The sequence below is a fragment of the Amaricoccus sp. genome (genome assembly GCF_017993425.1).
Classification (GTDB): Bacteria; Pseudomonadota; Alphaproteobacteria; order Rhodobacterales; family Rhodobacteraceae; genus Amaricoccus.
Map to the genome: position 1 here is coordinate 15154 of NZ_JAGOMQ010000026.1, position 23395 is coordinate 38548.

20 protein-coding genes are annotated in these 23395 nt (G+C 72.2%); 16 read left to right on the forward strand and 4 right to left on the reverse strand.

The window, feature by feature from the left end; genetic code table 11:
* Positions 1-39 precede the first annotated feature (39 nt).
* Positions 40-1011 (reverse strand): LacI family transcriptional regulator, encoded by a 972-nt coding sequence (locus tag KBB57_RS13170; protein WP_290750928.1) that lies wholly within the window; start codon positions 1009-1011, stop codon positions 40-42.
* Between the two features lie 384 nt (positions 1012-1395).
* Here KBB57_RS13170 and KBB57_RS13175 point away from each other — a divergent pair, with 384 nt between their 5' ends.
* The 10 genes from KBB57_RS13175 to KBB57_RS13220 all read left to right on the forward strand — a co-directional run bounded on the left by KBB57_RS13175 (position 1396) and on the right by KBB57_RS13220 (position 13612).
* Positions 1396-2631 carry an ABC transporter substrate-binding protein gene (locus KBB57_RS13175; protein ID WP_290750931.1) on the forward strand — a complete coding sequence of 412 codons (1236 nt, stop codon included), beginning with the start codon at positions 1396-1398 and terminating at the stop codon, positions 2629-2631.
* 70 nt (positions 2632-2701) lie between these two features.
* Positions 2702-3592, forward strand: a complete 891-nt coding sequence (locus tag KBB57_RS13180) for a carbohydrate ABC transporter permease (RefSeq protein ID WP_290750934.1) — start codon at positions 2702-2704, stop codon at positions 3590-3592.
* 40 nt (positions 3593-3632) lie between these two features.
* Positions 3633-4538, forward strand: a complete 906-nt coding sequence (locus tag KBB57_RS13185) for a carbohydrate ABC transporter permease (protein ID WP_290751038.1) — start codon at positions 3633-3635, stop codon at positions 4536-4538.
* A 5-nt stretch (positions 4539-4543) separates the two neighbouring features.
* Positions 4544-5635 carry an ABC transporter ATP-binding protein gene (locus KBB57_RS13190; protein ID WP_290750936.1) on the forward strand — a complete coding sequence of 364 codons (1092 nt, stop codon included), beginning with the start codon at positions 4544-4546 and terminating at the stop codon, positions 5633-5635.
* Positions 5635-8115, forward strand: a complete 2481-nt coding sequence (locus tag KBB57_RS13195; protein ID WP_290750939.1) for a glycoside hydrolase family 2 protein — start codon at positions 5635-5637, stop codon at positions 8113-8115. Before KBB57_RS13190 ends, KBB57_RS13195 begins: the two co-directional genes overlap by 1 nt.
* 31 nt (positions 8116-8146) lie before the next feature.
* A complete protein-coding gene (locus KBB57_RS13200) occupies positions 8147-8902 on the forward strand; it encodes a sugar phosphate isomerase/epimerase (RefSeq protein WP_290750941.1) in 756 nt (251 codons plus the stop codon).
* An 11-nt stretch (positions 8903-8913) separates the two neighbouring features.
* Positions 8914-10065 carry a Gfo/Idh/MocA family oxidoreductase gene (locus KBB57_RS13205; protein WP_290750944.1) on the forward strand — a complete coding sequence of 384 codons (1152 nt, stop codon included), beginning with the start codon at positions 8914-8916 and terminating at the stop codon, positions 10063-10065.
* On the forward strand, positions 10062-11090 hold the full coding sequence (mgrA, locus tag KBB57_RS13210; protein ID WP_290750947.1) for an L-glyceraldehyde 3-phosphate reductase: 1029 nt from the start codon (positions 10062-10064) through the stop codon (positions 11088-11090). The genes KBB57_RS13205 and mgrA overlap by 4 nt, the downstream gene beginning before the upstream one ends.
* A 36-nt stretch (positions 11091-11126) precedes the next feature.
* Entirely contained in the window at positions 11127-12722 is a 1596-nt protein-coding gene (locus KBB57_RS13215) for a glycoside hydrolase family 43 protein (protein WP_290750949.1), read from the forward strand.
* 5 nt (positions 12723-12727) lie between these two features.
* Entirely contained in the window at positions 12728-13612 is an 885-nt protein-coding gene (locus tag KBB57_RS13220) for an NAD(P)-dependent oxidoreductase (protein ID WP_290750951.1), read from the forward strand.
* A 378-nt stretch (positions 13613-13990) separates the two neighbouring features.
* On the opposite strand, the gene KBB57_RS13225 is transcribed toward KBB57_RS13220, so the two are convergent.
* Positions 13991-14767: a 3'(2'),5'-bisphosphate nucleotidase CysQ gene (locus tag KBB57_RS13225; RefSeq protein WP_290750954.1), complete on the reverse strand. Its 777-nt coding sequence runs from the start codon at positions 14765-14767 to the stop codon at positions 13991-13993.
* Positions 14754-16139, reverse strand: coding sequence for a TldD/PmbA family protein (locus KBB57_RS13230; RefSeq protein WP_290750957.1), 1386 nt, complete (start codon positions 16137-16139; stop codon positions 14754-14756). Before KBB57_RS13230 ends, KBB57_RS13225 begins: the two co-directional genes overlap by 14 nt.
* Before the next feature lie 148 nt (positions 16140-16287).
* Between KBB57_RS13230 and KBB57_RS13235 the strand changes: the two genes are divergently transcribed.
* Positions 16288-17049 (forward strand): SDR family oxidoreductase, encoded by a 762-nt coding sequence (locus tag KBB57_RS13235; protein WP_290750960.1) that lies wholly within the window; start codon positions 16288-16290, stop codon positions 17047-17049.
* 248 nt (positions 17050-17297) lie between these two features.
* Here the strand turns inward: KBB57_RS13235 and KBB57_RS13240 are convergent, their stop codons facing one another.
* A complete protein-coding gene (locus tag KBB57_RS13240) occupies positions 17298-17957 on the reverse strand; it encodes a peroxiredoxin (protein ID WP_290750963.1) in 660 nt (219 codons plus the stop codon).
* A 208-nt stretch (positions 17958-18165) separates the two neighbouring features.
* Here KBB57_RS13240 and KBB57_RS13245 point away from each other — a divergent pair, with 208 nt between their 5' ends.
* From KBB57_RS13245 to dut, 5 genes are all read left to right on the forward strand, one after another.
* Positions 18166-18408 carry a DUF4170 domain-containing protein gene (locus KBB57_RS13245; protein ID WP_290750965.1) on the forward strand — a complete coding sequence of 81 codons (243 nt, stop codon included), beginning with the start codon at positions 18166-18168 and terminating at the stop codon, positions 18406-18408.
* A gap of 4 nt (positions 18409-18412) precedes the next feature.
* Positions 18413-19711 carry a glycosyltransferase N-terminal domain-containing protein gene (locus KBB57_RS13250; RefSeq protein WP_290750967.1) on the forward strand — a complete coding sequence of 433 codons (1299 nt, stop codon included), beginning with the start codon at positions 18413-18415 and terminating at the stop codon, positions 19709-19711.
* The gene (gene lpxK / locus KBB57_RS13255) at positions 19711-20700 is read left to right on the forward strand and encodes a tetraacyldisaccharide 4'-kinase (protein WP_290750970.1); all 990 of its coding nucleotides are present in this window, start codon (positions 19711-19713) and stop codon (positions 20698-20700) included. Before KBB57_RS13250 ends, lpxK begins: the two co-directional genes overlap by 1 nt.
* Positions 20701-20915: 215 nt before the next feature.
* On the forward strand, positions 20916-22121 hold the full coding sequence (gene coaBC / locus KBB57_RS13260) for a bifunctional phosphopantothenoylcysteine decarboxylase/phosphopantothenate--cysteine ligase CoaBC (protein ID WP_290750973.1): 1206 nt from the start codon (positions 20916-20918) through the stop codon (positions 22119-22121).
* Positions 22118-22582 (forward strand): dUTP diphosphatase, encoded by a 465-nt coding sequence (gene dut, locus KBB57_RS13265; protein ID WP_290750976.1) that lies wholly within the window; start codon positions 22118-22120, stop codon positions 22580-22582. The genes coaBC and dut overlap by 4 nt, the downstream gene beginning before the upstream one ends.
* The last annotated feature ends 813 nt before the right edge of the window (positions 22583-23395 follow it).

Genomic DNA, 23395 nt, shown 5'->3' on the forward strand with positions numbered 1-23395 from the left:
AGGCGCGGTTCGGTTCAGTCCGGGGCCCCGGCGGGCGGGTCAGGCGGGCGGCGGGGTCTCGACGGTCTGGAGCTCCTCCGCCGGCCGGCCGTCGATGGCGCCGAGGACCGCGCCGGCGAGGCCGACGCCGGCGGCGCGGAAGTCCTCGCGGACCACCTCGATCTGCGGGCGGAACTTGCGCATCAGATCGAAGCTCTCCTTCACCGCCACGTCGAAGTCGCGGCCGATGACGAGGCCCGCCTCCTCGGCGGCGGCGATGGCCAGGATGGCGCCGTAGGCGGAGGCGCAGACCAGGCCGTCGGGGCGGCGGCGGGCCGTCATCAGCCGGCGGATCTCGGCGGCGATGGCGGCGGGATCGCTGTCGATGTCGACGCCGTGGACCGGCAGCTCGGTCAGGTCGCGCCGCTCCACGCCGCGGACGAAGCCCGCGGCCATGTGCTTGGCGTAGGTGAGGTTGCCGGGCGGCGGCAGCAGCGCCAGCGTGCGGCGTCCGCGCGCGGCGAGGCGGTCGACGGCGGTCTCGGCGTAGGCGGCGTTGTCGAAGTCGTAGAACGGGTGGGCGAACTCCATCTCGGTGCGGCCGTGCGTGGCGAAGGGGAAGCCCGCCTCGTGGAGGTAGCGCGCGCGGCGGTCCTGCGGCTCGGTGCGGGAGAAGATCACCCCGTCGGCGGAGGCGGTCTCGACGATGTAGCGCACCGGGTCGAGCGGGTCGCGGGCGCGCGAGTAGGGCGTGACGATCAGGTGGTAGGGCGAGGCGGCCAGCCGCTCGGAGATGCCGTGGACGATGTGCGAGGTGAGGCCGAGCGCCTCGGTCTCGGTGGAGAGGATCAGGCTGATGACGTTGGTCTTGCCGGTGCGCAGCCGCACGCCGGCGCGGTTCGGGCGGTAGCCGATCTGGCGGGCGACGAGGCGGACGCGATCCTTGGTGGCCTGGCCGATGTCGGGCGCGTCGTTGAGGGCGCGGGACACGGTCGTGACGCCGAGGCCGGTCATGTAGGCGATCGTCTTCAACGTCGGGCGGCCGTCGCGTCCGGCGGGCGCGGCGGGGGCGTCCCCCGGCCGGCTCACGGCCGGCCGCCGCGGGCTGGGGGCGAGATTCGCGCGGGAGGGTGTGGTGGGCCGAGGTGAGTCATTTGCGGTAACGTTACAGGTCGACGTGCCGGGTCGCAAGCGTCGATTCGTTTGCTGCGACGCGGCGGCGGCTGTAGCCCAAACCCGCGGTATGTGCAGCCGGAAGGGTTTGCGAATGCGGTACTTTGTTCGCAAACGCACAGAGCGACCGGGCGCAGCTCCGGCGAGTCGGGGTCGGCGAGGCGGCGGGCAAAGTTTCCGTTGCTTCCGGAACGGGCGGTGTGCTACCTCCGATCTATAACGATGCAGCTGTGGGAGGCTCTGATGAGGATTGGCAGCTTGGGGGCCGCGCTCGCCGGTTCCGTGGCGCTCTGGGGCGGGGCGGCTCTCGCGACCGATCTCGAGGTGACGCACTGGTGGACCTCCGGCGGCGAGGCCGCGGCGGTCGCCGAGCTGGCGAAGGCCTTCGACGCCACCGGCAACCACTGGGTGGACGGCGCCATCGCCGGCGGCGGCTCGACGGCGCGGCCGATCATGATCTCCCGCATCACCGGCGGCGACCCGATGGCGGCGACCCAGTTCAATCATGGCCGCCAGGCGGAGGAGCTGGTCGAGTCCGGGCTGATGCGCGACCTGACCGACCTCGCCACGGCGGAGGACTGGGCGGGCGTGATGGCGGCGCCGGGGATGCTCGAGAGCTGCACGCTCGACGGCAAGATCTACTGCGTGCCGGTCAACATCCACTCCTGGCAGTGGCTGTGGCTCTCCAACAAGGCCTTCGCCGACGCGGGCGTGCCGGTGCCGACCAACTGGGACGAGTTCGTCGCCGCGGCCCCGAAGCTGCGCGAGGCGGGCAAGATCCCGCTCGCCATGGGCGGGCAGCCCTGGCAGCGCGCCGGCGCGTTCAACGTGATGATCAACGCGCTGGGCGGCAAGGACCTGACGATGAAGGTCTACGGCGACAAGGACGCCGAGGTCGCCGCCGGGCCGGAGATGGCGAGGATCTTCGCCGCCGCCGCAACGGCGCGCGAGATGGCCGAGGGCTCCAACGTCCAGGACTGGAACCAGGCGACCAACATGGTCATCACCGACGCCGCGGGCGGCCAGATCATGGGCGACTGGGCGCAGGGCGAGTTCCAGGTGGCCGGCAAGGTCGCGGGCACGGACTATACCTGCCTGCCGGGCCTCGGCGTCACCGAGATGATCTCGACCGACGGCGACGCGTTCTACTTCCCGGTGCTGAAGGACGAGGAGAAGACCAAGGCGCAGGAGGTGCTCGCCTCGACGATGTTCAATCCCGAGGTGCAGGTCGCCTTCAACCTCAAGAAGGGCTCGCTGCCGATCCGCAAGGATGTCGACCTCGCCGCGGCCAACGACTGCATGAAGAAGGGCCTCGCCATCCTCGCCAAGGGCGAGACCGTGGTCTCGACCAACCAGCTGATCAGCCCGGACACCAACACCCAGATCGAGCAGCTGATGACCGAGTTCTTCAGCGACAAGTCGATCACCCCGGAGGACGCGCAGGCGCGCTTCGCCGAGATCATCGCCAACGCCGACTGACGCCGGCGCACGACCGCCGGCCCGGATCCGGGCCGGCGGAACCTTTGGCTGACCAGCGGGGGGTGACCGCATGGCCGCTCGGCGTCCGAACCAGCTCTTCCGCAATCTCAACGCGAAGATCGCCTCGGTTCCGATGATCCTGACCGCCGTCGTCGTGTTCTTCGGCGGCACGATCTGGACAATCGTGCATTCCTTCACGAACTCGAAGCTGCTGCCGCGGCTCAATTTCGTGGGGCTCGACCAGTACGAGCGGCTGTGGGGGACCAACCGCTGGCTGGTCTCGATCGAGAACCTGGCGATCTACGGCGTGCTGAGCCTGATCTTCAGCCTGGTGATCGGCTTCCTGCTGGCGACGCTGCTCGACCAGAAGATCCGCTTCGAGGACACGTTCCGCACGATCTTCCTCTATCCGTTCGCGCTCTCATTCATCGTGACGGGGCTGGTCTGGCAGTGGCTGCTGAACCCCGAGTTCGGCCTGCAGAGCGTCATCCGCAGGCTTGGCTTCGAGGGCTTCACCTTCGACCCGCTCTACAATTCCGACATCGTCATCTACGGCATCCTGATCGCCGGCCTGTGGCAGGGCACGGGGCTCGTGATGTGCCTGATGCTCGCCGGGCTGCGCGGCATCGACGAGGACGTCTGGAAGGCGGCGCGCGTCGACGGCATCCCGACCTGGAAGACCTATCTCTTCGTCATCATCCCGATGATGCGGCCGGTCTTCATCACCACGCTGGTCATCATCACCTCCGGCATCGTCAAGCTCTACGACCTCGTGGTGGCGCAGACCGGCGGCGGCCCGGGCATCGCCTCGGAGGTGCCGGCGAAATACGTCTACGACATGATGTTCCTCGCCCAGAACCTCGGGCAGGGCTTCGCCGCCTCGTCGATGATGCTGCTGACCGTGGCGATCATCCTCATCCCGTGGGCCTACCTCGAGTTCGGAGGCAAGCGCCGTGTCTAATCCCGCCGCCATCGCCGGCGCCGTGCTCGCCGACGCCGCCATCGAGCGCGAAGCCGCCGCGTTCGGGGCGGGCCCCCGCGGCGCCCGGCCGCGCCCGACCTTCTCGCGCCGCAACGTCTTCCTCTACGGCACGCTGATCCTCGTCGCGGTCTACTACCTGCTGCCGCTCTACGTGATGGTGGTGACCTCGCTGAAGGGGATGCCCGAGATCCGCCTCGGCAACATCTTCGCGCCGCCCGTGGAGGTGACGTTCGAGCCCTGGGTGAAGGCCTGGGCGACCGCCTGCACGGGGCTGAACTGCGACGGGCTCTCGCGCGGCTTCTGGAACTCGGTGCGGATCACCGTGCCGTCGGTGATCATCTCGATCGCCATCGCCAGCGTGAACGGCTACGCGCTCGCCAACTGGAAGTTCAAGGGCTCGGAGACCTTCTTCGCCATCCTGATCTTCGGGGCGTTCATCCCCTATCAGGTGATGCTCTATCCGATCGTGATCCTGCTGCGCGAGATGGGCCTCTACGGCACGCTCTGGGGCCTCGTCGTCGTCCACTCGATCTTCGGGATGCCGATCCTGACGCTCCTTTTCCGCAACTACTTCACCTCCGTGCCGGAGGAGCTCTTCAAGGCCGCCCGCGTCGACGGGGCCGGGTTCTGGGCGATCTACTTCAAGATCATGCTGCCGATGGCGCTGCCGATCTTCGTCGTCGCCATCATCCTCCAGGTCACGGGCATCTGGAACGACTTCCTCTTCGGCGTCGTCTATACCAAGCCCGACACCTATCCGATGACGGTTCAGCTCAACAACATCGTCAACTCGGTGCAGGGCGTGAAGGAATACAACGTCAACATGGCGGCGACGATCATCACCGGCCTGGTGCCGCTCGCCATCTACTTCGTCTCCGGCAAGCTGTTCGTGCGCGGCATCGCCGCGGGCGCCGTGAAAGGGTGAGCCTCATGAGAAACGCGAGCGGCGCCAGCAGCGTCTCGGTCAAGGACCTCCACCTCGCCTACGGCAGCCTGACGATCCTGAACCGGCTGAACCTCGACATCGCCGAGGGCGAGTTCATCGTGCTGCTCGGGCCGTCGGGCTGCGGCAAGTCGACGCTGCTGAACTGCATCGCCGGGCTGCTCGACATCACCGACGGCCAGATCTTCATCAAGGGCAAGAACGTCACCTGGGAGGAGCCCAAGGACCGCGGCATCGGCATGGTGTTCCAGTCCTACGCGCTCTATCCGCAGATGACGGTGCGGGGGAACCTCTCGTTCGGGCTGAAGAACGCCGGCCTCCCGAAGGCGGAGATCGAGACGCGGATCGCGCGGGCGGCGAAGATCCTGCAAATCGAGCCTCTGCTCGACCGCAAGCCGGCGGCGCTCTCGGGCGGGCAGCGGCAGCGCGTGGCGATCGGGCGGGCGCTGGTGCGCGACGTCGACGTGTTCCTGTTCGACGAGCCGCTGTCGAACCTCGACGCCAAGCTGCGCTCGGAGCTGCGCGTGGAGATCAAGCGGCTGCACCAGCAGCTCGAGAACACCATGGTCTACGTGACCCACGACCAGATCGAGGCGCTGACGCTCGCGGACCGCATCGCGGTGATGCGCGGCGGGATCATCCAGCAGCTGGCCGACCCGAAGACGATCTACAACAAGCCGGCGAACCTCTTCGTCGCGGGCTTCATCGGCTCGCCGGCGATGACGATGCTGAAGGGCCGGATCGAGGCGGGGGGCGACGTGCCGGTGTTCCGGGCGGGCGACGCGGCCGTGCCGCTCGCGGGCTATGACGGCGTGACGCCGGCGGCCGGCAGCGAGGTGATCCTCGGGGTCCGGCCGGAGCACGTGACGCTGCGGCCCGCGGGCGGCGGCCATGCCGCCAAGGTCGATCTCGACGAGCCGATGGGGTCGGACAGCCTCGTGTGGCTGACCTTCGCCGGCCAGCCGCTGTCGGTCCGCGCCGCGGCGGACCACGGCTTCCGCCATGGCGACGCGGTGGCGCTGGCCTTCGACATCTCCAAGGCCTCCCTCTTCGACACGGCGAGCGAGCAGAGGCTCTGATGCACGACCTCAGCGGCATCTGGGACCTCGCCGACGGCGAGGGCGAGCACCGCGTGCCGATGGCCGTCCCGGGCGACGTCCATTCGGCGTTGCTCGCGGCCGGGGTGATCCCCGACCCTTACGTCGGCCGCAACGAGGACGCCGTGCGCTGGGTGGTGGACCGCGACTGGACGCTGACGCGGCGGTTCCGGCACTGGTCCAACGTGGAGACGACGCACACCTTCTTCGCCGACTGCCTCGACTGCATCGCCGAGGTGCGGCTGAACGGCGCGCTGATCGGGCGGTCGGAGACGGCGTTCCGGGCGGTGGCCTGGGACGTGTCGGGCGCGCTCGTCGAGGGCGAGAACGTGCTGGAGATCACCTTCCGCTCGGCGACCGCCGAGGCGAATCGGCGCGCAGTGGAGCAGCCCTTCCCCGTGCCCTACCACAAGGGCAACTGCCCGATCCCGAACGGCAACATGCTGCGCAAGCCCCAGTGCGACTTCGGCTGGGACTGGGGCATCGCGCTCGCGCCGGTCAGCGTCTCCGGCGCCATCGGCATCGCCCGCGGCGCGGGGGTTTTCCGCGACGTGCAGGTCGTGCAGCGGCACCTTGCAGGGCGCGTGCGCGTCGCGGTGACGGCGCGGATCGACGGGGTGGCGATCGGGGAGACGGCGTTCACCAGCGAGGGGGCTCCCCCCGAGCTCGTGCCCTGGAAGGTCTGGCTGTGCGGGGTGGAGGCGTCGGGCGTCGTGGAGGCCGATGCGGAGCGGCGGGTGGTGTTTCGCGCCGAGCTGGACATCGAGAGCCCCGAGCTCTGGCATCCCGCCGGCTACGGGGCGCAGCCGATCCACGAGCTGAGGATCGCGGCGCGCGGGCTGCGCCGCGTGCTGCCGGTGGCGCTGCGCGACGTGCGGCTGGTCTCGGAGCCCGACGCGGCGGGGCGGAGCCTTGCGCTGCACGTCAACGGGCGGCCGGTGTTCTGCCGGGGGGCCAACTGGATCCCGGCGGACGCGCTGCCCGGGCGGATCACCGCGGAGAGGACCCGCGCCCTGCTGCAATCGGCGGCGGACGCGAACATGAACATGATCCGCGTCTGGGGCGGGGGGCGCTACGAGCCGGACTCGTTCTACGAGGCCTGCGACGCGCTCGGGCTGCTCGTCTGGCAGGACTTCATGTTCGCCTGCCATCTCTACCCGTCGACGGAGGCCTTCCTCGCCGAGGTCGGCCGCGAGGTGGAGGAGCAGGCGGCGCGGCTCGGGCGCTTCGTCGCGCTCTGGTGCGGCGACAACGAGCTGCTCGGCGCCCTCGGCTGGTTCGAGGAGAGCCGGGCCAACCGCGACCGCTACCTCGTCGCCTACGACCGGTTGAACCGCACGATCGAGGCGAGCCTGAAGCGCGTCGATCCGGGGGCCAACTGGTGGCCTTCCTCGCCCTCGCCGGGGCCGATGAGCTTCGGCGACGCCTGGCACGACGACAGCTCGGGCGACATGCATTTCTGGTCGGTCTGGCACGAGGGCCGCGACTTCGAGCACTACCGCGACGTAAGGCCGCGCTTCTGCTCGGAATTCGGCTTCCAGTCCTATCCGTCGATGGAGGTCGTGCGCAGCTTCGCGGGGCCGGAGGATCTCAACATCGCCTCGCCGGTGATGGAGAGCCACCAGAAGGACGCCGGCGGCGCCGCCCGCATCGCCGGGACGATGTTCCGCTACTTCCGCTTCCCGGAGGGATTCGGGAACTTCGTCTGGTTGAGCCAGATCCAGCAGGGCGTCGCCCTCAAGACGGCCGTGGACTACTGGCGCAGCCTCAAGCCGCATTGCATGGGCACGCTCTACTGGCAGCTCAACGACGTCTGGCCCGGGCCGAGCTGGTCGAGCCTCGACTACCGCGGCGGCTGGAAGCTCCTCCACCACATGGCCCGGCGGTTCTTCGCGCCGGTGAACGTGGCGGCGATCCCGGAGGGGCAGGGCTTCCGTCTCGTCGGGATCAATGACACCGCGGCGCCCGTCGAGGTGACGGTCGAGGCCTTCGCCGCCGCGATGGACGGCGCGACCCGCGCGCTCGGCTGCACGACCGCCCGGGTCGGGACCGAGGCGGCCGCGCCGCTCGGCGAGGCGGCGGTCGGGCCGGGCGAGATCCTCGCCTTTCGCTGGCGGGCGTCGAACGGCGCGGCGGGGGGCGACCACGCGCTCGCCGGCCGCTACAAGGGACTGGACCTTCGGGATCCCGGCCTGACGGTCACGACGGAGAGCCGCGACGGCGCCTGCGTCGCGACGGTGGCGACGCAGGCCCTCGCGCTCTTCGTGACGCTCGAGGCCGACCGGCCGGGCCGGTTCTCGACCAACGCGCTCACGCTCTTCCCCGGCCATCCGGCCGAGATCGTCTTCACCCCCGCCGACGGCGAGCCCGCCGACGTGCGCCTGACCACGCGCGACCTCTGGTCGAGCGCCCGACCGCCCGCGCCGGTGGCAAGCCATTCGGCAAGCCCGATTCCAGCCTGATTCCAGCCGCTTTCCAGCCGAGGAAATCCCGATGACCGACTTCTCCTTCCAGCTCTTCAGCGCGCGGAACTTCCCGCCGCTCGCCGACGTCCTCTCCATGGTCGCCGCCGCCGGCTACAAGGGCGTCGAGGGCTACGGCGCGCTCTACGCCGACGACGCCAAGGTCGCGGAACTGAAGGCTAATCTCGCCTCCTCCGGCCTGAGGATGCCGACGGGGCACTTCGCCCTCCAGATGATCGAGGACGAGCCGGGCAAGGTCGTCGAGATCGCCCGCGCCCTCGGCGTCGCGACGGTCTATTGCCCCTTCCTGATGCCCGCCGACCGCCCAAGCGACGGAAAAGGCTGGGAAAACTTCGGCCGCCGCCTCGCCGCGGCGGGCGCTCCGCTCAAGGCCGAGGGCCTCGGCTTCGGCTGGCACAACCACGCCTTCGAGTTCGAGAAGACCCCCGACGGCGCCATCCCGCAGGCGGCGATCTTCGAGGGCGGGCCGGATCTGGAATGGGAGGCCGACATCGCCTGGGTCATCAAGGGCGGCGCGGATCCGCTTGAATACATCCGGCTTTTCGGCCCGAGGATCACTGCCGTCCACGTGAAGGACATCGCCCCCGCCGGCCAGAACGCCGACGAGGACGGCTGGGCCGACGTCGGCTACGGCACGGTCGACTGGAAGGGCCTGATGGCGGCGCTGCGCGACACCCCGGCCCGGAATTTCGTCATGGAGCACGACAACCCCAAGGACGCGAAGCGCTTCGCGGAGCGCTCGATCGAGGCCGCCAAGGCGCTGTGAGGAAATCGGACATGACCCGAGAGCTCGGCATCGGCATCATCGGCTGCGGCAACATCTCGGCCGCCTACTTCAAGCTCGCGCCCCTGTTCCGCGGGCTCTCCATGCGCGCCTGCGCCGACATGAACCCCGCCGCGGCGCAGGCCCGCGCGGCGGAGTTCGGCGTCGAGGCGCAGAGCGTCGAGGCGCTGCTGGCCAACCTCGCGGTGGACGTCGTCATCAACCTGACCATCCCGGCGGCGCATTACGAGGTCTCGAAGGCGGCGCTGGAGGCGGGCAAGCACGTCTATTCGGAAAAGCCCTTCGTCCTCGGCGTCGAGGAGGGGCTGGAGCTGAAGCGCCTCGCCGACGCCAGCGGCCTGCGGGTCGGCTCGGCGCCCGACACCTTCCTCGGCGGCGCGCACCAGTATGCGCGCAAGCTCGTCGACGACGGCGCGATCGGCACGCCGACCTCGGGCACGGCCTTCGTGATGTCCTTCGGCATGGAGCACTGGCACCCGAACCCGGACTTCTTCTTCCTGCCGGGGGCCGGGCCGATCCTCGACCTCGGGCCCTACTACCTCGCCGATCTCTTCAACCTGATCGGGCCGGTGCGCCGGGTGGTGGCGCTGACCGGCTCGGCCACGCCGACCCGGACGATCCTGACGGAGGGGCCGCGCCAGGGGGAGACGATCCCCGTCAAGACGCCGACGACGATCCATGCGCTCCTCGACTTCGAGTCCGGCGCGCAGGTCACGCTGGCGGCGAGCTGGGACGTGGCGGCGACACGCCACCGCAACATAGAGCTCTACGGCGCCGACGGGGCGCTGTTCGTCCCCGACCCGAACTGGTTCGGCGGGGTGGTCGAGCTGACCAGCGGCCGCTCCGGCAAGATCGAGGAGGTGAGCCAGTGGAACCACCCCTTCGGCGTGCCGAACGACGAGCGGCCGCACGGGGTCTACGCCAACTACCGCACCGCCGGGCTCGCCGACATGGCGATGGCGATCATCGAGGGGCGCGAGTCGCGCTGCTCGCTGGAGCGGGCGCTGCACGGGATCGACGTGATGACCGGCATCCTGCGCTCGGGCGAGGCGGGCGGCTTCGTCGACATGCGCACCACCTGCACCCGGCCGGAGGCGCTGGGGCCGGAGGCGGCGCGAGCGCTGCTGGCGACGGTGCCGGCGTGAGCTGGCGCCCGCGCGAGGACCGCTACGAGCGGATGGTCTACCGGCGCTGCGGCGCGAGCGGGCTGATGCTGCCGGCGATCTCGCTGGGGCTCTGGCACAACTTCGGCGAGGACACGCCCCACGCGACCAAGCGCGCCATCGTGCAGGCCGCCGTCGACGCGGGGATCACGCATTTCGACCTCGCCAACAACTACGGGCCTCCCGGCGGCGGCGCCGAGGAGGCCTTCGGGGAGATCCTGCGGACCGATCTCGCCGGGCTTCGCGACGAGCTGGTGGTGTCGTCGAAGGCGGGCTACCGGATGTGGCCGGGGCCCTATGGCGAGTGGGGGAGCCGGAAGTACCTGATCGCCTCCTGCGACGCCTCGCTGCGGCGGCTGGGGCTCGACTACGTCGACATCTTCTACTCGCACCGCTTCGACCCCGACACCCCGCTCGAGGAGACGATGGGCGCGCTCGACGCCATCGTGCGGGCGGGCAAGGCGCTCTATGTCGGGATCTCGTCCTACAATTCCGAGCGGACGCGGGAGGCGGCGGCGGTCCTTGCGGACCTGGGCACGCCCTGCGTGATCCACCAGCCGAGCTACAACATGCTGAACCGCTGGGTGGAGCGCGACGGGCTGAAGGAGACGCTGGCCGGGCTCGGGATCGGCTCCATCGCCTTCACGCCGCTGGCGCAGGGGATGCTGACGGGGAAGTACCTGAAGGGCGTGCCGGAGGGGAGCCGGGCGACGCAGGGCAAGTCGCTGAAGCCGGAGTTCCTGAACGCCCGCACGATCGAGAACCTGCGGGGGCTCGACGCCATCGCCGGGCGCCGCGGCCAGACGCTGGCGCAGATGGCGATCGCCTGGGTGCTGCGCGACGGCGGCATCACCTCGGCCCTGATCGGCGCCTCGCGACCGGGCCAGGTGGAGGATTGCGTGGGCGCGATCGGCAATCTCGAGTTCACGCGGAAGGAGCTGGCGGAGATCGACGCGCTCGCGGACGAGGAGAAGATCAACCTCTGGGCCCGGTCGTCGGAGAGCTGACGTGGCCGCGGCCCGACGAGGAGGCTGGGGAGAGACATGATCCGCAATCCGATCCTGCCGGGGTTCAACCCGGACCCGTCGATCTGCCGCGTCGGGGAGGACTACTACATCGCCACCTCGACCTTCGAGTGGTATCCCGGCGTGCAGATCCACCACTCGCGCGATCTGGTGAACTGGACGCTGGTGCGCCGGCCGCTGGAGCGGGCGGACCAGCTCGACATGCGGGGCGAGCCGGACAGTTGCGGGGTCTGGGCGCCGTGCCTCAGCTGGGCGGACGGGCGGTTCTGGCTGATCTACACCGACGTGAAGCGCTACGACGGCAACTTCAAGGACGCGCACAACTACCTCGTGACCGCGGAGCGGATCGAGGACGCGTGGTCGGAGCGCACCTACATGAACTCGTCGGGGTTCGATCCCTCGCTCTTCCACGACGACGACGGACGCAAGTGGTTCGTCAACCAGCAGTGGAAGCACGACGCCGACAGCGTCGGCGGGCGGCCGCGGGGGACGGCGTTCGACGGCATCCTGCTGCAGGAGTATGACCACGCCCGGCGCAGGCTGGTCGGGCCGATCCGCAACATCTTCGCCGGATCGCCGCTGGCGCTGGTCGAGGGGCCGCATCTCTTCAAGCGGGGCGGGTGGTACTACCTGACGACCGCCGAGGGGGGCACGGGCTACGACCATGCCGTGACCATGGCGCGGTCGCGCGACATCGGCGGGCCCTACGAGCTGCATCCGACGACGCATCTCCTCACCGCGAAGGATGCGCCGGAGGCGCCCCTGCAACGGACCGGGCACGGGCAGATCGTCGAGACGCCGGCGGGCGAGACCTATCACACCCACCTGTGCAGCCGGCCGCTGGCCGGGCTGCGGCGCTCGCCGCTCGGGCGGGAGACGGCGATCCAGAAGCTCGTCTGGGGCGAGGACGGCTGGCCGCGGCTTGCCCAGGGCGGGCTGGTCCCGGCGGTGGACGTGCCGGCGCCGACCGACGCGGAGCCGGCGGCGCCGCGGGCGGTGGAGCGGGTCCTCGACGGCGACCGCCTGCCGCCGGAGTTCCAGTGGCTGCGCAGCCCGGAGCCGGAGCGGCTGTTCACGCTGACCGGCTCGGCGCTGCGGCTCCATGCCCGCGAGTCGATCGGGTCTTGGTTCGAGCAGGCGCTGGTGGCGCGGCGGCAGGAGCATCTCGCCTACCGGGCCGAGACCGAGGTGGCGTTCGAGCCGGAGACCTACCAGCAGGCGGCCGGGCTCACGACCTACTACAACCGCTCGAAATTCCACTTCCTCGCGGTGACCTGGACCAAGGGGATCGGGCGGTCGCTGACGATCATGAGCTGCCCGGGCGACTGGCCGGACGGCAGGCTGTCGTTCCCGCTGGGGACGCCGATCCCGATCCCGGCCGGGCCGGTCGGGCTCGCGGTCGAGGTGGACCACGCGGCTCAGCGCTTCCTGGTGCGGCTGGAGCAGGGCTGGACCCGGGTCGGGCCGGAGCTCGACGCGAGCGTGATCTCGGACGAGGGCGGAAGGGGCGAGCACGGCTCGTTCACCGGGGCCTTCGTCGGCATGGCCGCCTTCGACACTTCCGGCCGGGTCCTCCCGGCCGACTTCCGCCGTTTCGACTATTTTCCGGGGTGAGGGCGATGCGGGTTCTGTTCACGGGCGGGTCGGGCAAGGCGGGGCGGCATGTCGTGCCCTGGCTGATCGGGCGGGGCCACCGGGTGGTGAACGTCGACCTGACGCCGCTGCCGGGGGTCGACACCATCAAGGCCGACGTCACCGACGTCGGCCAGATGTTCAACGTGCTGACGAGCTACGGGAACCTCGGCGAGCTCGACGCCGGGACCGGACCCGCGCCTTACGACGCGGTGGTGCATTTCGCGGCGATCCCGCGGATCCTGATCGAGCCGGACGACGAGACCTTCCGGGTCAACACCATGGGGACCTACGCCGTCCTCGAGGCGGCGGTGAAGCTCGGGGTCCGCAAGATCGTCGTCGCCTCGTCGGAGACCACCTACGGGGTGTGCTTCTCGGACGGGCGGACGGATCCGCGGAGCCTGCCGCTGGAGGAGGACTACGACGTCGACCCGATGGACAGCTACGGGCTCTCCAAGGTGCTGAACGAGGTCACGGCGCGGAGCTTCGCGCGGCGGTCGGGGGCGGACATCTATGCGCTCCGGATCGGCAACGTGATAGAGCCGCACGAGTATGCGACGCTGTTCCCGGGCTATTTCGCCAACCCGGAGGTTCGGCGGCGCAACGCCTTCTCCTACATCGACGCGCGCGACCTCGGGCAGATCGTCGACCGCTGCCTCGCCGTCGACGGGCTCGGCTTCCAGGTGTTCAACGCCGGCAACGATGACGTCGGGATGAACATCCCCACGGCGGAGCTGATCGCGCGGTTCTACCCGGGCGTGCCGGTGACGCGGGCGCTCGGCGAGCACGAGGCGCTGTTCTCGAACCGCAAGATCCGGGAGGTGCTGGGCTTCCGCGAGGAGCACGACTGGCGGAAATACGTGGCCGGATGAAGGCGTATCACAGTGGGACGCTATTCAACGGTTTGTTTTTTCTGGAAAATCTAGAGGCGCCGCCGCGGCCCCTGCGTGAGCGACCGATGCGGGCAGTGCCCGCGAGGCCACGGCGCGACAAGCGAAAGCACTGCTTTCGCCGCGCCGACGACCGGAGCGCGTTGGCGCGGAGGTCGTGGGGGGTCCAGATTTCCCCGTTGCGCGCAATCCATCCGTGAGCGCCCCGGCGAGCGCGGAATCGCGCTCGCCCCCCCGAGGGGCGATCGCGGACGGATTTGCCACGGGTCAAATCCGTCTGGCGTCACCGTCGCGACCTGCTTCCGGCGGGGCTTTCGTTCCACTGTCGTGCAGTGCATGGCCGCCCGACCGGGGCGCCAATCAGGCGACGCGGGAGAGGATGGCGGCGTGGAGCGCCGGGCCGGCGACGATGAGGCCGGGCACGAGCGGCGCGGGGTTGTTGTAGGAAGCGGGCGCGCCGGCGCGGGTGGTGACGGCCGCCCCGGCCTCCCGCGCGATCAGGTCGCCGGCGGCGACGTCCCATTCCCAGCAGTCGCGGAAGGTCAGCATCGCATCGAAGCGGCCCTCGGCGGCGAGGCAGAGCCGGTAGGCGAGCGAGGGCCGCATGTGCCGCTCGAGCCGCGGGGCGGCGCCGCCGCGCCAGTGGCGGGGGTCGAGCTGGGCGGCGGTGGCGAGGACGCGGGCGTCGTCGAGGTCGGCCCGCGCGCTCGCCCGGATCGGGGCGCCGTCGAGGAAGGCCCCGCCGCCGGCGGCGGCGCGGTAGGTGCGCCCGAGGAGCGGCAGGTGGACCACGCCGGCGACGATGCGGCCGCGCTCGGCGACGGCGAGCGAATGCGACCAGGCGCGCTGGCCGGAGGCGAAGGCGCGGGTGCCGTCGATCGGGTCGACGATGAAGACGCGCGCCGCTTCGAGCCGGCCCGGCCCGTCCTCGCTCTCCTCGGAGAGCCAGCCGTAGTCGGGGCGGGCGGCGAGGAGCTCGGCACGCAGCATCCGGTCGACCTCGAGGTCGGCCTCGGTCACCGGGCCGGCGCCGCCCGGCTTCTCCACCGCCTGCGGCCCGGCGTGGAAGTGGCGCAGCGCGATCTCGCCGGCGGCGCGGGCCGCGGCCTCGAGGAGCGCGAGGTCAGGCTCCGGCAATGACGAGGCCGTCGACGAGGAGGCTGGGGACGACGCGGCCGAGATGGCGTCGCGCGTCGTTGGCGGGGACGATCGAGGCGAGCATCGGCCGCAGCGAGCCGGCGATGGTGCATTCGTTCACGGGGCGCACGATCGCGCCGTTCTCGACCCAGAAGCCGCTCGCCCCGCGGGAATAGTCGCCGGTCGTCGGATTGATCGACGCGCCGATCAGCCCGGTGACGAGAAGGCCCGTGCCCATCTCGGCGAGGAGCGCGTCGCGCGAGCGGGCGCCCTCGGTCAGCGCCAGGTTGCCGGCGACGGGGCTCGGCGGGTCGCCGGCGCCGCGGGCGGCGCTGGCGGTGGAGCGCATCCCGAGCTGGCGCGCGGTGGCGAGGTCGAGCGTCCAGCCGGTCAGCACCCCGTCGTCGACGAGCTTGCGGCGCATCGAGGGCAGCCCCTCGGCGTCGAAGGGGCGCGAGCCGCCGATGCGGGGGCGGAGCGGATCCTCGACGAGGTCGAGGCCGGCCGGCAGCACGCGCTCGCCGAGGGCGTCCTTGAGCCAGCTGGCGCCGCGGGCGATGGCGACGCCGTTGACGGCGCCGACGAGGTGGCCGATCAGCGAGCCCGCGACGCGCTCGTCGAAGAGCACCGGGAAGGCGCCGGTCGGCGGCTTCGACGCGCCGCGGCGGGCGACGGCGCGCTCGCCGGCGCGTCGGCCGATCTCCTCGGGGCTGTCGAGGTCGGCGGCGTGGACGCGGGCGTCGTAGGCGTGGTCGCGCTCCATGCCGAGGCCCTCGCCGCTGATGGCGACGGCCTGGATCGAGCGGCCGGTCTGGGCGTAGCCGCCGGAGAAGCCGTTGCTGGCGGCGAGGTGGAAGGCCCCGGCGCTCCAGCCGGCGCCGGTCCCGTCCATCTTGCTGACGCCGGCGACGGCGATGGCGGCGGCCTCGGCGCGGCGGGCCTCCTCCTCGAGCTCGGCCGGCGTCGGCGGCGGAGCCGGGTCGACGAGCTCCAGCGCGGCGACGTCCCAGTCGCGGGCGAGTTGGTCGGGGTCGGCGAGGCCGCACCACGGGTCCTCGGGGGCCTCGCGGGCCATGGCGACGGCGCGCTCGGCCATGGCGGCCATCGTCTCGGGGCGGACGTCGGACGAGGAGACGAAGGCCTGCCGCCGGCCGATCAGCACCCGCAGGCCGATCTCGACGCCCTCGGCGCGCTGGGCCTCCTCGAGCGCCCCGCCGCGGACCTCGATCGACAGGCTGTCGCCGGCGACCGTCACCGCGTCGGCGGCCTCGGCCCCGGCGCGGCGGGCGGCGTCGAGCAGCCGTTCGGCGAGGCCGGCGAGGTCGCGCGCGGGCGCGGGGGCCTCGGTGGCGCGGGCGGTCGGTGCGGTCATGGAAGCGGGCTCCGGGGTCGGCGTCGTCGCCTAGGTAGGATGAAGCCGGGCGCGAGACAACCGTGCGGGCCGCCGGGCGCGTTCAGCCTTGCGTTCCCGGGCGCGAGCGCCTTTGATCCCGGGGTCTGGTCGGAGAAGGAGCCGGGGCGTGGGCGTGCTGGACGGCAAGGCGGCGATCGTCACCGGGGCGGGACGCGGCATCGGCGCGGCGACGGCGGAGGCGCTGGTCGAGGCGGGCGCGTCGGTGCTGCTGCTGGCGCGGCGGCCGGCCGACATCACCGGGCTCGCCGGGCGGCTTCGCGCGAACGGCGGGCGGGTCGAGGCGATGACCTGCGACGTGGCGCGCTGGAGCCAGGTCGAGGCGGCGGCGGCCTTCGCGCGCGAGAGCTTCGGCCGGATCGACATCCTCGTCAATAACGCCGCGGTGATCGAGCCGATCGCGCCGCTCGCCGGCGCGGACGCCGCGGCCTGGGGCGCCTCGATCGACATCGGGGTGAAGGGCGTGTTCCACGGCATGCGCGCGGTGCTGCCGGAGATGCGGGCGCGGGGCGCGGGGGTGATCGTCAACCTCGGCTCGGGGGCGGCGCTCAATCCGCTGGAGGGCTGGAGCGCCTACTGCGCCGGCAAGGCGGCGGTTCACATGCTGACGCGCTGCGTGCATCTGGAGAACCGGGGCCGCGGGGTGCGGGCGATGACGCTGTCGCCGGGCACGGTGGCGACCGACATGCAGCGGGCGATCCGGGCGAGCGGCATCAATCCGGTGAGCCAGATGGACTTCGCGAGTCACGCGCCGGCGACCGCGCCGGCGCGGGCGATCGTCTGGCTCTGCACCGAGGCGGCGGCCGACCTCGCCGGCGAGGTGGTCTCGCTGCGCGACCCGGAGGTGCGAAGGCGGATCGGGCTCGACTGAGCCGCCTGCAGGCCTCCCCGCCGCACGGGCAGGGGGAGCCGCCCGCGCCGCATTCCCCCTTCAGGCGTTCATACTGGCTTGAAATCTATCGAGCAGGCGCCTCCCCGCCAAAGGGCGGAGAAAACAAAGACTCGCGGCCGCCTGCGGCCGCTCCGGAGGTCGGCCGCAAAGGCGGCCGACCGGCAGCGCCGGCCGAGCGGGAGCCCTTGCGGCTCCCCGAGGCCGGCGCTTCTCCCCCCCGGCCGGGGTCAGCCCTTCGGCTGGGCGGTGGTGCGCAGGTAGGGCAGCACGCGGGTGAAGCCGCCGAAGCGCTTCTCGGCGTCCTCGTCGGAGACCGCGGCGGTGACGATGACGTCCTCGCCCTGCTTCCAGTTGGCCGGCGTCGCGACCTGGTGACTCGCGGTCAGCTGGATCGAGTCGAGCGCGCGCAGGATCTCGTCGAAGTTCCGCCCCGTCGTCATCGGGTAGGTGAGCGCCAGCTTGATCCGCTTGTCGGGGCCGATCACGTAGACGGTGCGCACCGTGGCGTTGTCGGCCGGGGTGCGGCCCTCCCAGGAATCGGGGGCCTCGGCGGGCAGCATGTCGTAGAGCTTGGCGACCTTCAGCTGGGCGTCGCCGATCAGCGGGTAGGTCACGCGGTTGCCGGTGGCGACCTCGATGTCGTCCTTCCACCTGGCGTTGTTCTCGACCGGATCGACGGAGATGCCGAGGATCTTGGCGCCGCGCCTGGCGAACTCGCCGGCGAGTCCCTGCATGGCGCCGAGCTCGGTGGTGCAGACCGGCGTGAAGGCGCGGGGGTGGCTGAAGAGGATCGCCCAGCCGTCGCCGATCCAGTCGTGGAAGCGGATGCGGCCCTCGGTGGTGTCGGTCTCGAAATCGGGCGCGACGTCGTTGATGCGCAGGCTCATGGCTAACTCCTGACTTGCCGCCGCCCTCGGAGAGGCGGGAGAGGCGGAGAGCTATAGCACCCTCCCCCGCCGGGGTCGACGGGGCGCCGTCGCCGGGGCGCCGGCGTCGCAACGCGCTGACAAGAATGCGAAACTCCCCGGCATTGACTGGCGGCGCGCAACCGCTAGGGTCGCGGCCGAGTTCCCCGACCGGCACGGAGCGCCCGAGATGGTCCAGCGGCTGCATTTCGTCTTCGGCGGCGAGCTCGTCGATCCCCGGCGGACGGAGTTCCGCGACGTCTCCGCCATCGACATGGTCGGCGTCTTCCCGGACCATGCCTCGGCCTGCGCGGCCTGGAAGGCGAAGGCGAAGGCGACGGTCGACGACGCCCGTGCCCGCTATCTCATCGCGCATATCCACCGGCTGCGCGACGAGGAGCGCGAGGCGGGGCCGACCGAGGAGATCGGCTGAGCCCGTGGCGAGCGGCCAGCCCCGGTCGCTGCTGCTCGCGCTCTACCTCGCGCTGTCGCGGCGGGCGGGGGGGCTCGGGCGGCGCGTGCTGCGGCGGCGCGCGGCGGAGGGGAAGGAGAATCCCGAGCGGCTCGGCGAGCGCATGGGGATCGCAGGCGTGGCGCGGCCTGAGGGGCGGCTGGTGTGGTTCCACGCCGCGAGCGTCGGCGAGGCGGTGTCGCTGCTGGAGCTCCTGCGCCGCCTCGAGGCGGGGCGGCCGGATCTCACCTGCCTCGTCACCACGGTGACGCTGACCTCGGCGGAACTCCTCGCCGCGCGGCTGCCGGAGCGGGTGATCCACCAGTTCGTGCCGCTCGACGTCGCGCCCTGGGTGGCGCGCTTCCTCGACCACTGGAGGCCGGACCTCGCGGTCTGGACCGAGAGCGAGATCTGGCCGGCGACGCTGGTCGCGGTGTCGCGGCGGGGCGCGCCGATGCTGCTGATCAACGCGCGGATCTCGCTGCGCAGCCTCAAGCGGTGGCGGATGGCGCGGGGCATGGCGCGGGCGCTGCTGACGCGCTTCGACCGCATCCTCGCGCAGGACGACCTGGCCGCGGAGCATTTCGCCGAGCTGGGGGCCGACCCGGACCGGATCGAGGTGACCGGCTCGCTCAAGGAAGGGGCCGCGCCGCTCGGGCATGACGAGGCGGAGCGGGCGCGGCTCGGCCGGGCGCTGGCCGGGCGGCCGGTCTGGCTCGCCGCCTCGACGCATCCCGGCGAGGAGGAGGTGGCGGCGGCCGCGCATGTCGCGGCGCGGCGCAAGCTGCCGATGCTGGCGATGATCCTCGCGCCCCGGCATCCGGCGCGCGGTGACGAGGTGGCGGCGCTGCTGCGCGCCCGCGGCCTCGTGGTGGCGCAGCGCTCGAAGGGCGAGCCGCTGACCGCCGACGTCGACGTCTATCTCGCCGACACGCTCGGCGAGATGGGGCTCTGGTACCGCATCGCGCCGGTGAGCTTCGTCGGCGGCTCGATCGCCGAGGTGGGCGGGCACAATCCCTTCGAGCCGGCGCTTCTCGGCTCGGCGATCCTCTACGGGCCGCACGTGCGCAACTTCGCCGACGGCTACGAGCGGCTGGCGGCGGCGCGGGCGGCCTTGCGGGTGCGCGACGCCGAGGAGCTCGCCGTCGTGCTCGCCGAGACGCTCGCCCCCGACCGCGCCGCCGCGATGGCCGCCGCGGCCTGGGACGCGATGAGCGACGGGGCCGAGGTGACGGACCGGGTGATCGAGGTGCTGGGCGCGTATCTCGACCGGGCGCCGGGCTGATGCGCCAGCCGGCGTTCTGGGCGCGGCCGCCGGCGGCGCCGGGGCTCGCCGCGCGCCTGCTCGCGCCGCTCGCCCTGATCTGGACGGCGGTGACCCGGCGCCGGCTGCGCCGGCCGGGCGCGCGGGTGGGCGTGCCGGTGATCTGCGTCGGCAACCTGACGGTCGGGGGCGCCGGCAAGACCCCCACGGTCGCGGCGCTGGTCGAGCTGCTGGCGGCGCGCGGGTTGGCGGCGCATGTCGTCTCGCGGGGACATGGGGGTTCGCTCCCTGGCCCCGAGCGGGTCGATCCGCGCCGCCACGGCGCGGCGGAGGTCGGCGACGAGCCGCTGCTCCTCGCCGCGGTGGCCCCGGTCTGGATCGGCCGCGACCGCGCCGCCGCGGCGCGGGCGGCGGTGGCGGCGGGGGCGCAGGCGGTGGTGCTCGACGACGGGTTCCAGAATCCGGCGCTGGCGAAGGACCTCTCGATCGTGACGGTCGACGCGGGCTTCGGCTTCGGCAACGGCAGGGTTGTCCCTGCCGGCCCGCTGCGCGAGCCGGTGGCGGACGGGCTCGGGCGGGCGGATCTGGTGCTCGCCATCGGGCCGGAGGCGGCGCGGGACCGGCTCCGCGCGGGGTGGCCGGCGCTGGCGGCGCGGCCGGCGCTGGCGGGCGAGGTGCTGCCGCTCGCGACCGGAATGGACTGGCGCGGTCTCCGGGCGCTCGCCTTCGCGGGGATCGCCCGGCCGGAGAAGTTTTTCGCGACGCTGCGCGGGCTCGGGGCGGAGGTGGTGGCGACGCGGAGCTTCGACGACCACGCCGCCTTCGCGCCGCGGCTGCTGGCGCGGCTCGAGGGCGAGGCGCGGGGCCTTGGGGCGCAGCTCGTCACCACCGAGAAGGACGCCGTGCGGCTGCCCGAGGCCTTCCGGCGCCGGACGCTGGTCGTGCCGGTGCGACTGCGGCTGGTCGATCCGGCGCCGCTGGTCGCGGCGCTGGAGCGGCTGGGGCTCTGAGGCGCGACGGCTTCGCATTGCAACCATTTGCGGCCGCCTCCCGGCCCCCCGCGTCCAGTCCCCGGCGGGCGGCCGGGGCGCGCGGCTGCCTGGGGCGCGCGGGGTGCGATCGGGTCGAGGCCCGGATCGGCGGGCGGGCGGCCGGGGCGCGCGGTTGCGCGGGGGGCGAGGGGGTCTTAAACCCGGGAGCGGGCGAGGCGGCGCGGAGCGCGGGGATGCTGGTCGGGCGGAGCGTTCTGCTGATCGTCGGCGGCGGGATCGCCGCCTACAAGAGCCTGGAGCTTGTCCGGCTGATCCATAAGGCGGGCGGGCGGGTGACGCCGGTGCTGACCCGGGCCGGGGCGGAGTTCGTCACCCCGCTGTCGCTGTCGGCGCTGGCGGGGACGCGGGCCTATGCGGACCTCTTCGACCTGACCGACGAGGCGGAGATGGGGCATATCCAGCTGTCGCGCGCCGCCGACCTGGTGGTGGTCGCGCCGGCGACGGCGGACCTGCTCGCCAAGGTGGCGAACGGCCATGCCGACGACCTCGCCTCGACGCTGCTGCTGGCCACCGACAAGCGGGTGCTCCTCGCGCCGGCGATGAACGTGCGGATGTGGCTGCATCCCGCGGTCGCCCGGAACGTGGCGCGGCTCGGGGCCGACGGGGCGCTCTTCGTCGGGCCGCGCGAGGGCGAGATGGCCTGCGGCGAGTTCGGGCCGGGGCGGATGGCCGAGCCGGCGGAGATCGTGGCGGCGATCGAGGCGGCGCTGCGCCCCGCGGGCGCGGGGCCGCTCGCGGGCCGGCACGTGCTGGTGACCTCGGGGCCGACGCACGAGCCCATCGACCCGGTGCGCTACATCGCCAACCGCTCCTCCGGGCGGCAGGGGGCGGCGATCGCCGAGGCGCTGGCGCGGCGGGGGGCGCGGGTGAGCTTCGTCACCGGCCCCGCCGAGGCGCCGCGCCCGAGGGGCTGCGAGGTCCACGAGGTCGAGACGGCGGTGGAGATGCTGGCCGCCGTCGAGGCCGCGCTGCCGGCGGACGCGGCGGTGTTCGCGGCGGCGGTGGCGGACTGGCGGGTGGTCTCGGCGAAGGCCTCGAAGATGAAGAAGGACGCCTCCGGCGCGCCGCCGCGGCTGGAGCTCGCGGAGAACCCCGACATCCTGCGGACGGTGGCGCGGCGCGAGGCCGGGCGGCCGCGGCTGGTGGTGGGCTTCGCCGCGGAGACCGACGACGTGCTCGCCAACGCCAGCGCGAAGCGGCTGCGCAAGGGCTGCGACTGGCTGGTGGCCAACGACGTCAGCCCGGCGACGGGGATCATGGGCGGGACCGAGAACGCGGTGACGCTGATCACCGAGGCGGGGGCGGAGGCCTGGCCGCGGCTCTCGAAGGCGGAGACGGCGGAGCGGCTGGCCGACCGGATCGCCGGGGCGCTGGCGTGATCGCGGTCGGCGTGCAGCGGCTGCCCGGGGCCGATCCGGCGGTGCCGCTGCCGGAGTATGCGACGGCCGGGGCGGCCGGGGCGGACGTGCGGGCGAACCTCGCGCCGGAGGACCGGGCGGCGGGGCTGACGCTCGCGCCGGGGGAGCGGCGGCTGGCGCCGACCGGCTTCGCGCTGGAGCTGCCGGAGGGCTGGGAGGCGCAGGTGCGGCCGCGCTCCGGGCTGGCGCTGAAGGACGGGATCACGCTCCTGAACGCGCCGGGGACGATCGACGCGGACTATCGCGGGCCGGTGGGGGTGATCCTCGTCAACCTCGGAGATCGTCCGTTCACGGTGGCGCACGGGATGCGGATCGCGCAGCTGGTGCTCGCCCCGGCGCCGCGGGCGGTGTTTCGCGAGGTGGCGGAGGTCGGGGCGACCGGGCGGGGGGAAGGCGGGTTCGGGTCGACGGGGCGGGGGTGAGCGCGGCGGGCGCGGCTGCGTCATGTCTCCCTGGCCCGAGCCGGGCGCCCCGGACCGGGCGGTGCGTGCGGGACGTGTTCACGCGTGAAAATTGCCTAAGCCATTGATTTTGCGTAGGCGTGAATGGAAGATTACCGGCGTGCGCACACTGCACGACAGTGGAGAGGAAGCCCGGCCCGAGGCTGGCCGCGACGCCGACGCCAGACGGATTTGACCCGTGGCAAATCCGTCCGCGATCGCCCCTCGGGGGGCGAGCGCGATTCCGCGCTCGCCGGGGCGATCACGGACGGATTGCGCGCTCCCGGAGAAATCGGCGCCCCTCACGGCTTCCGCGCCAACGCGCTCCAGCCGTCGGCGCGGCGAAAGCCGTGCTTTCGCCTGTCGCGCCGGGCCTCGCGGGCAAGCCCGCTTCGGTCGGTCGCGGCTCCGCGGATCCGACAGGGCAGGCGTCGTGCAGTGTGCCGGCGTGCGCACGCTATGCGGCCACCAGGGCCGTGCATGTCGGGGCCAATCGTCCGCGATGCTGTCGGACAATCCCGGGCAGATGCGAGCAGGCGACATCTCGATCATGTTTGTTTGCGCGCAAATATAATTCGAAATATATTTGCAAATATTTTGAATATAACGGTGAAAATCATTGCACAGTCATCAGCGCCGCATTTCGCGGCGCCGCTCGACTCCCTTCGAGCTTGCGCCCTCCCTTTCCGAACCGCTCCGCGTCGAGCAGGTTGACATGAGACGTCGCCGCTGGTCGTGGAGTTGGGCGCGCGACTTGAGGCGCGAGGCGGGGCGTAGCGGCCGGTCCGCGGCCCG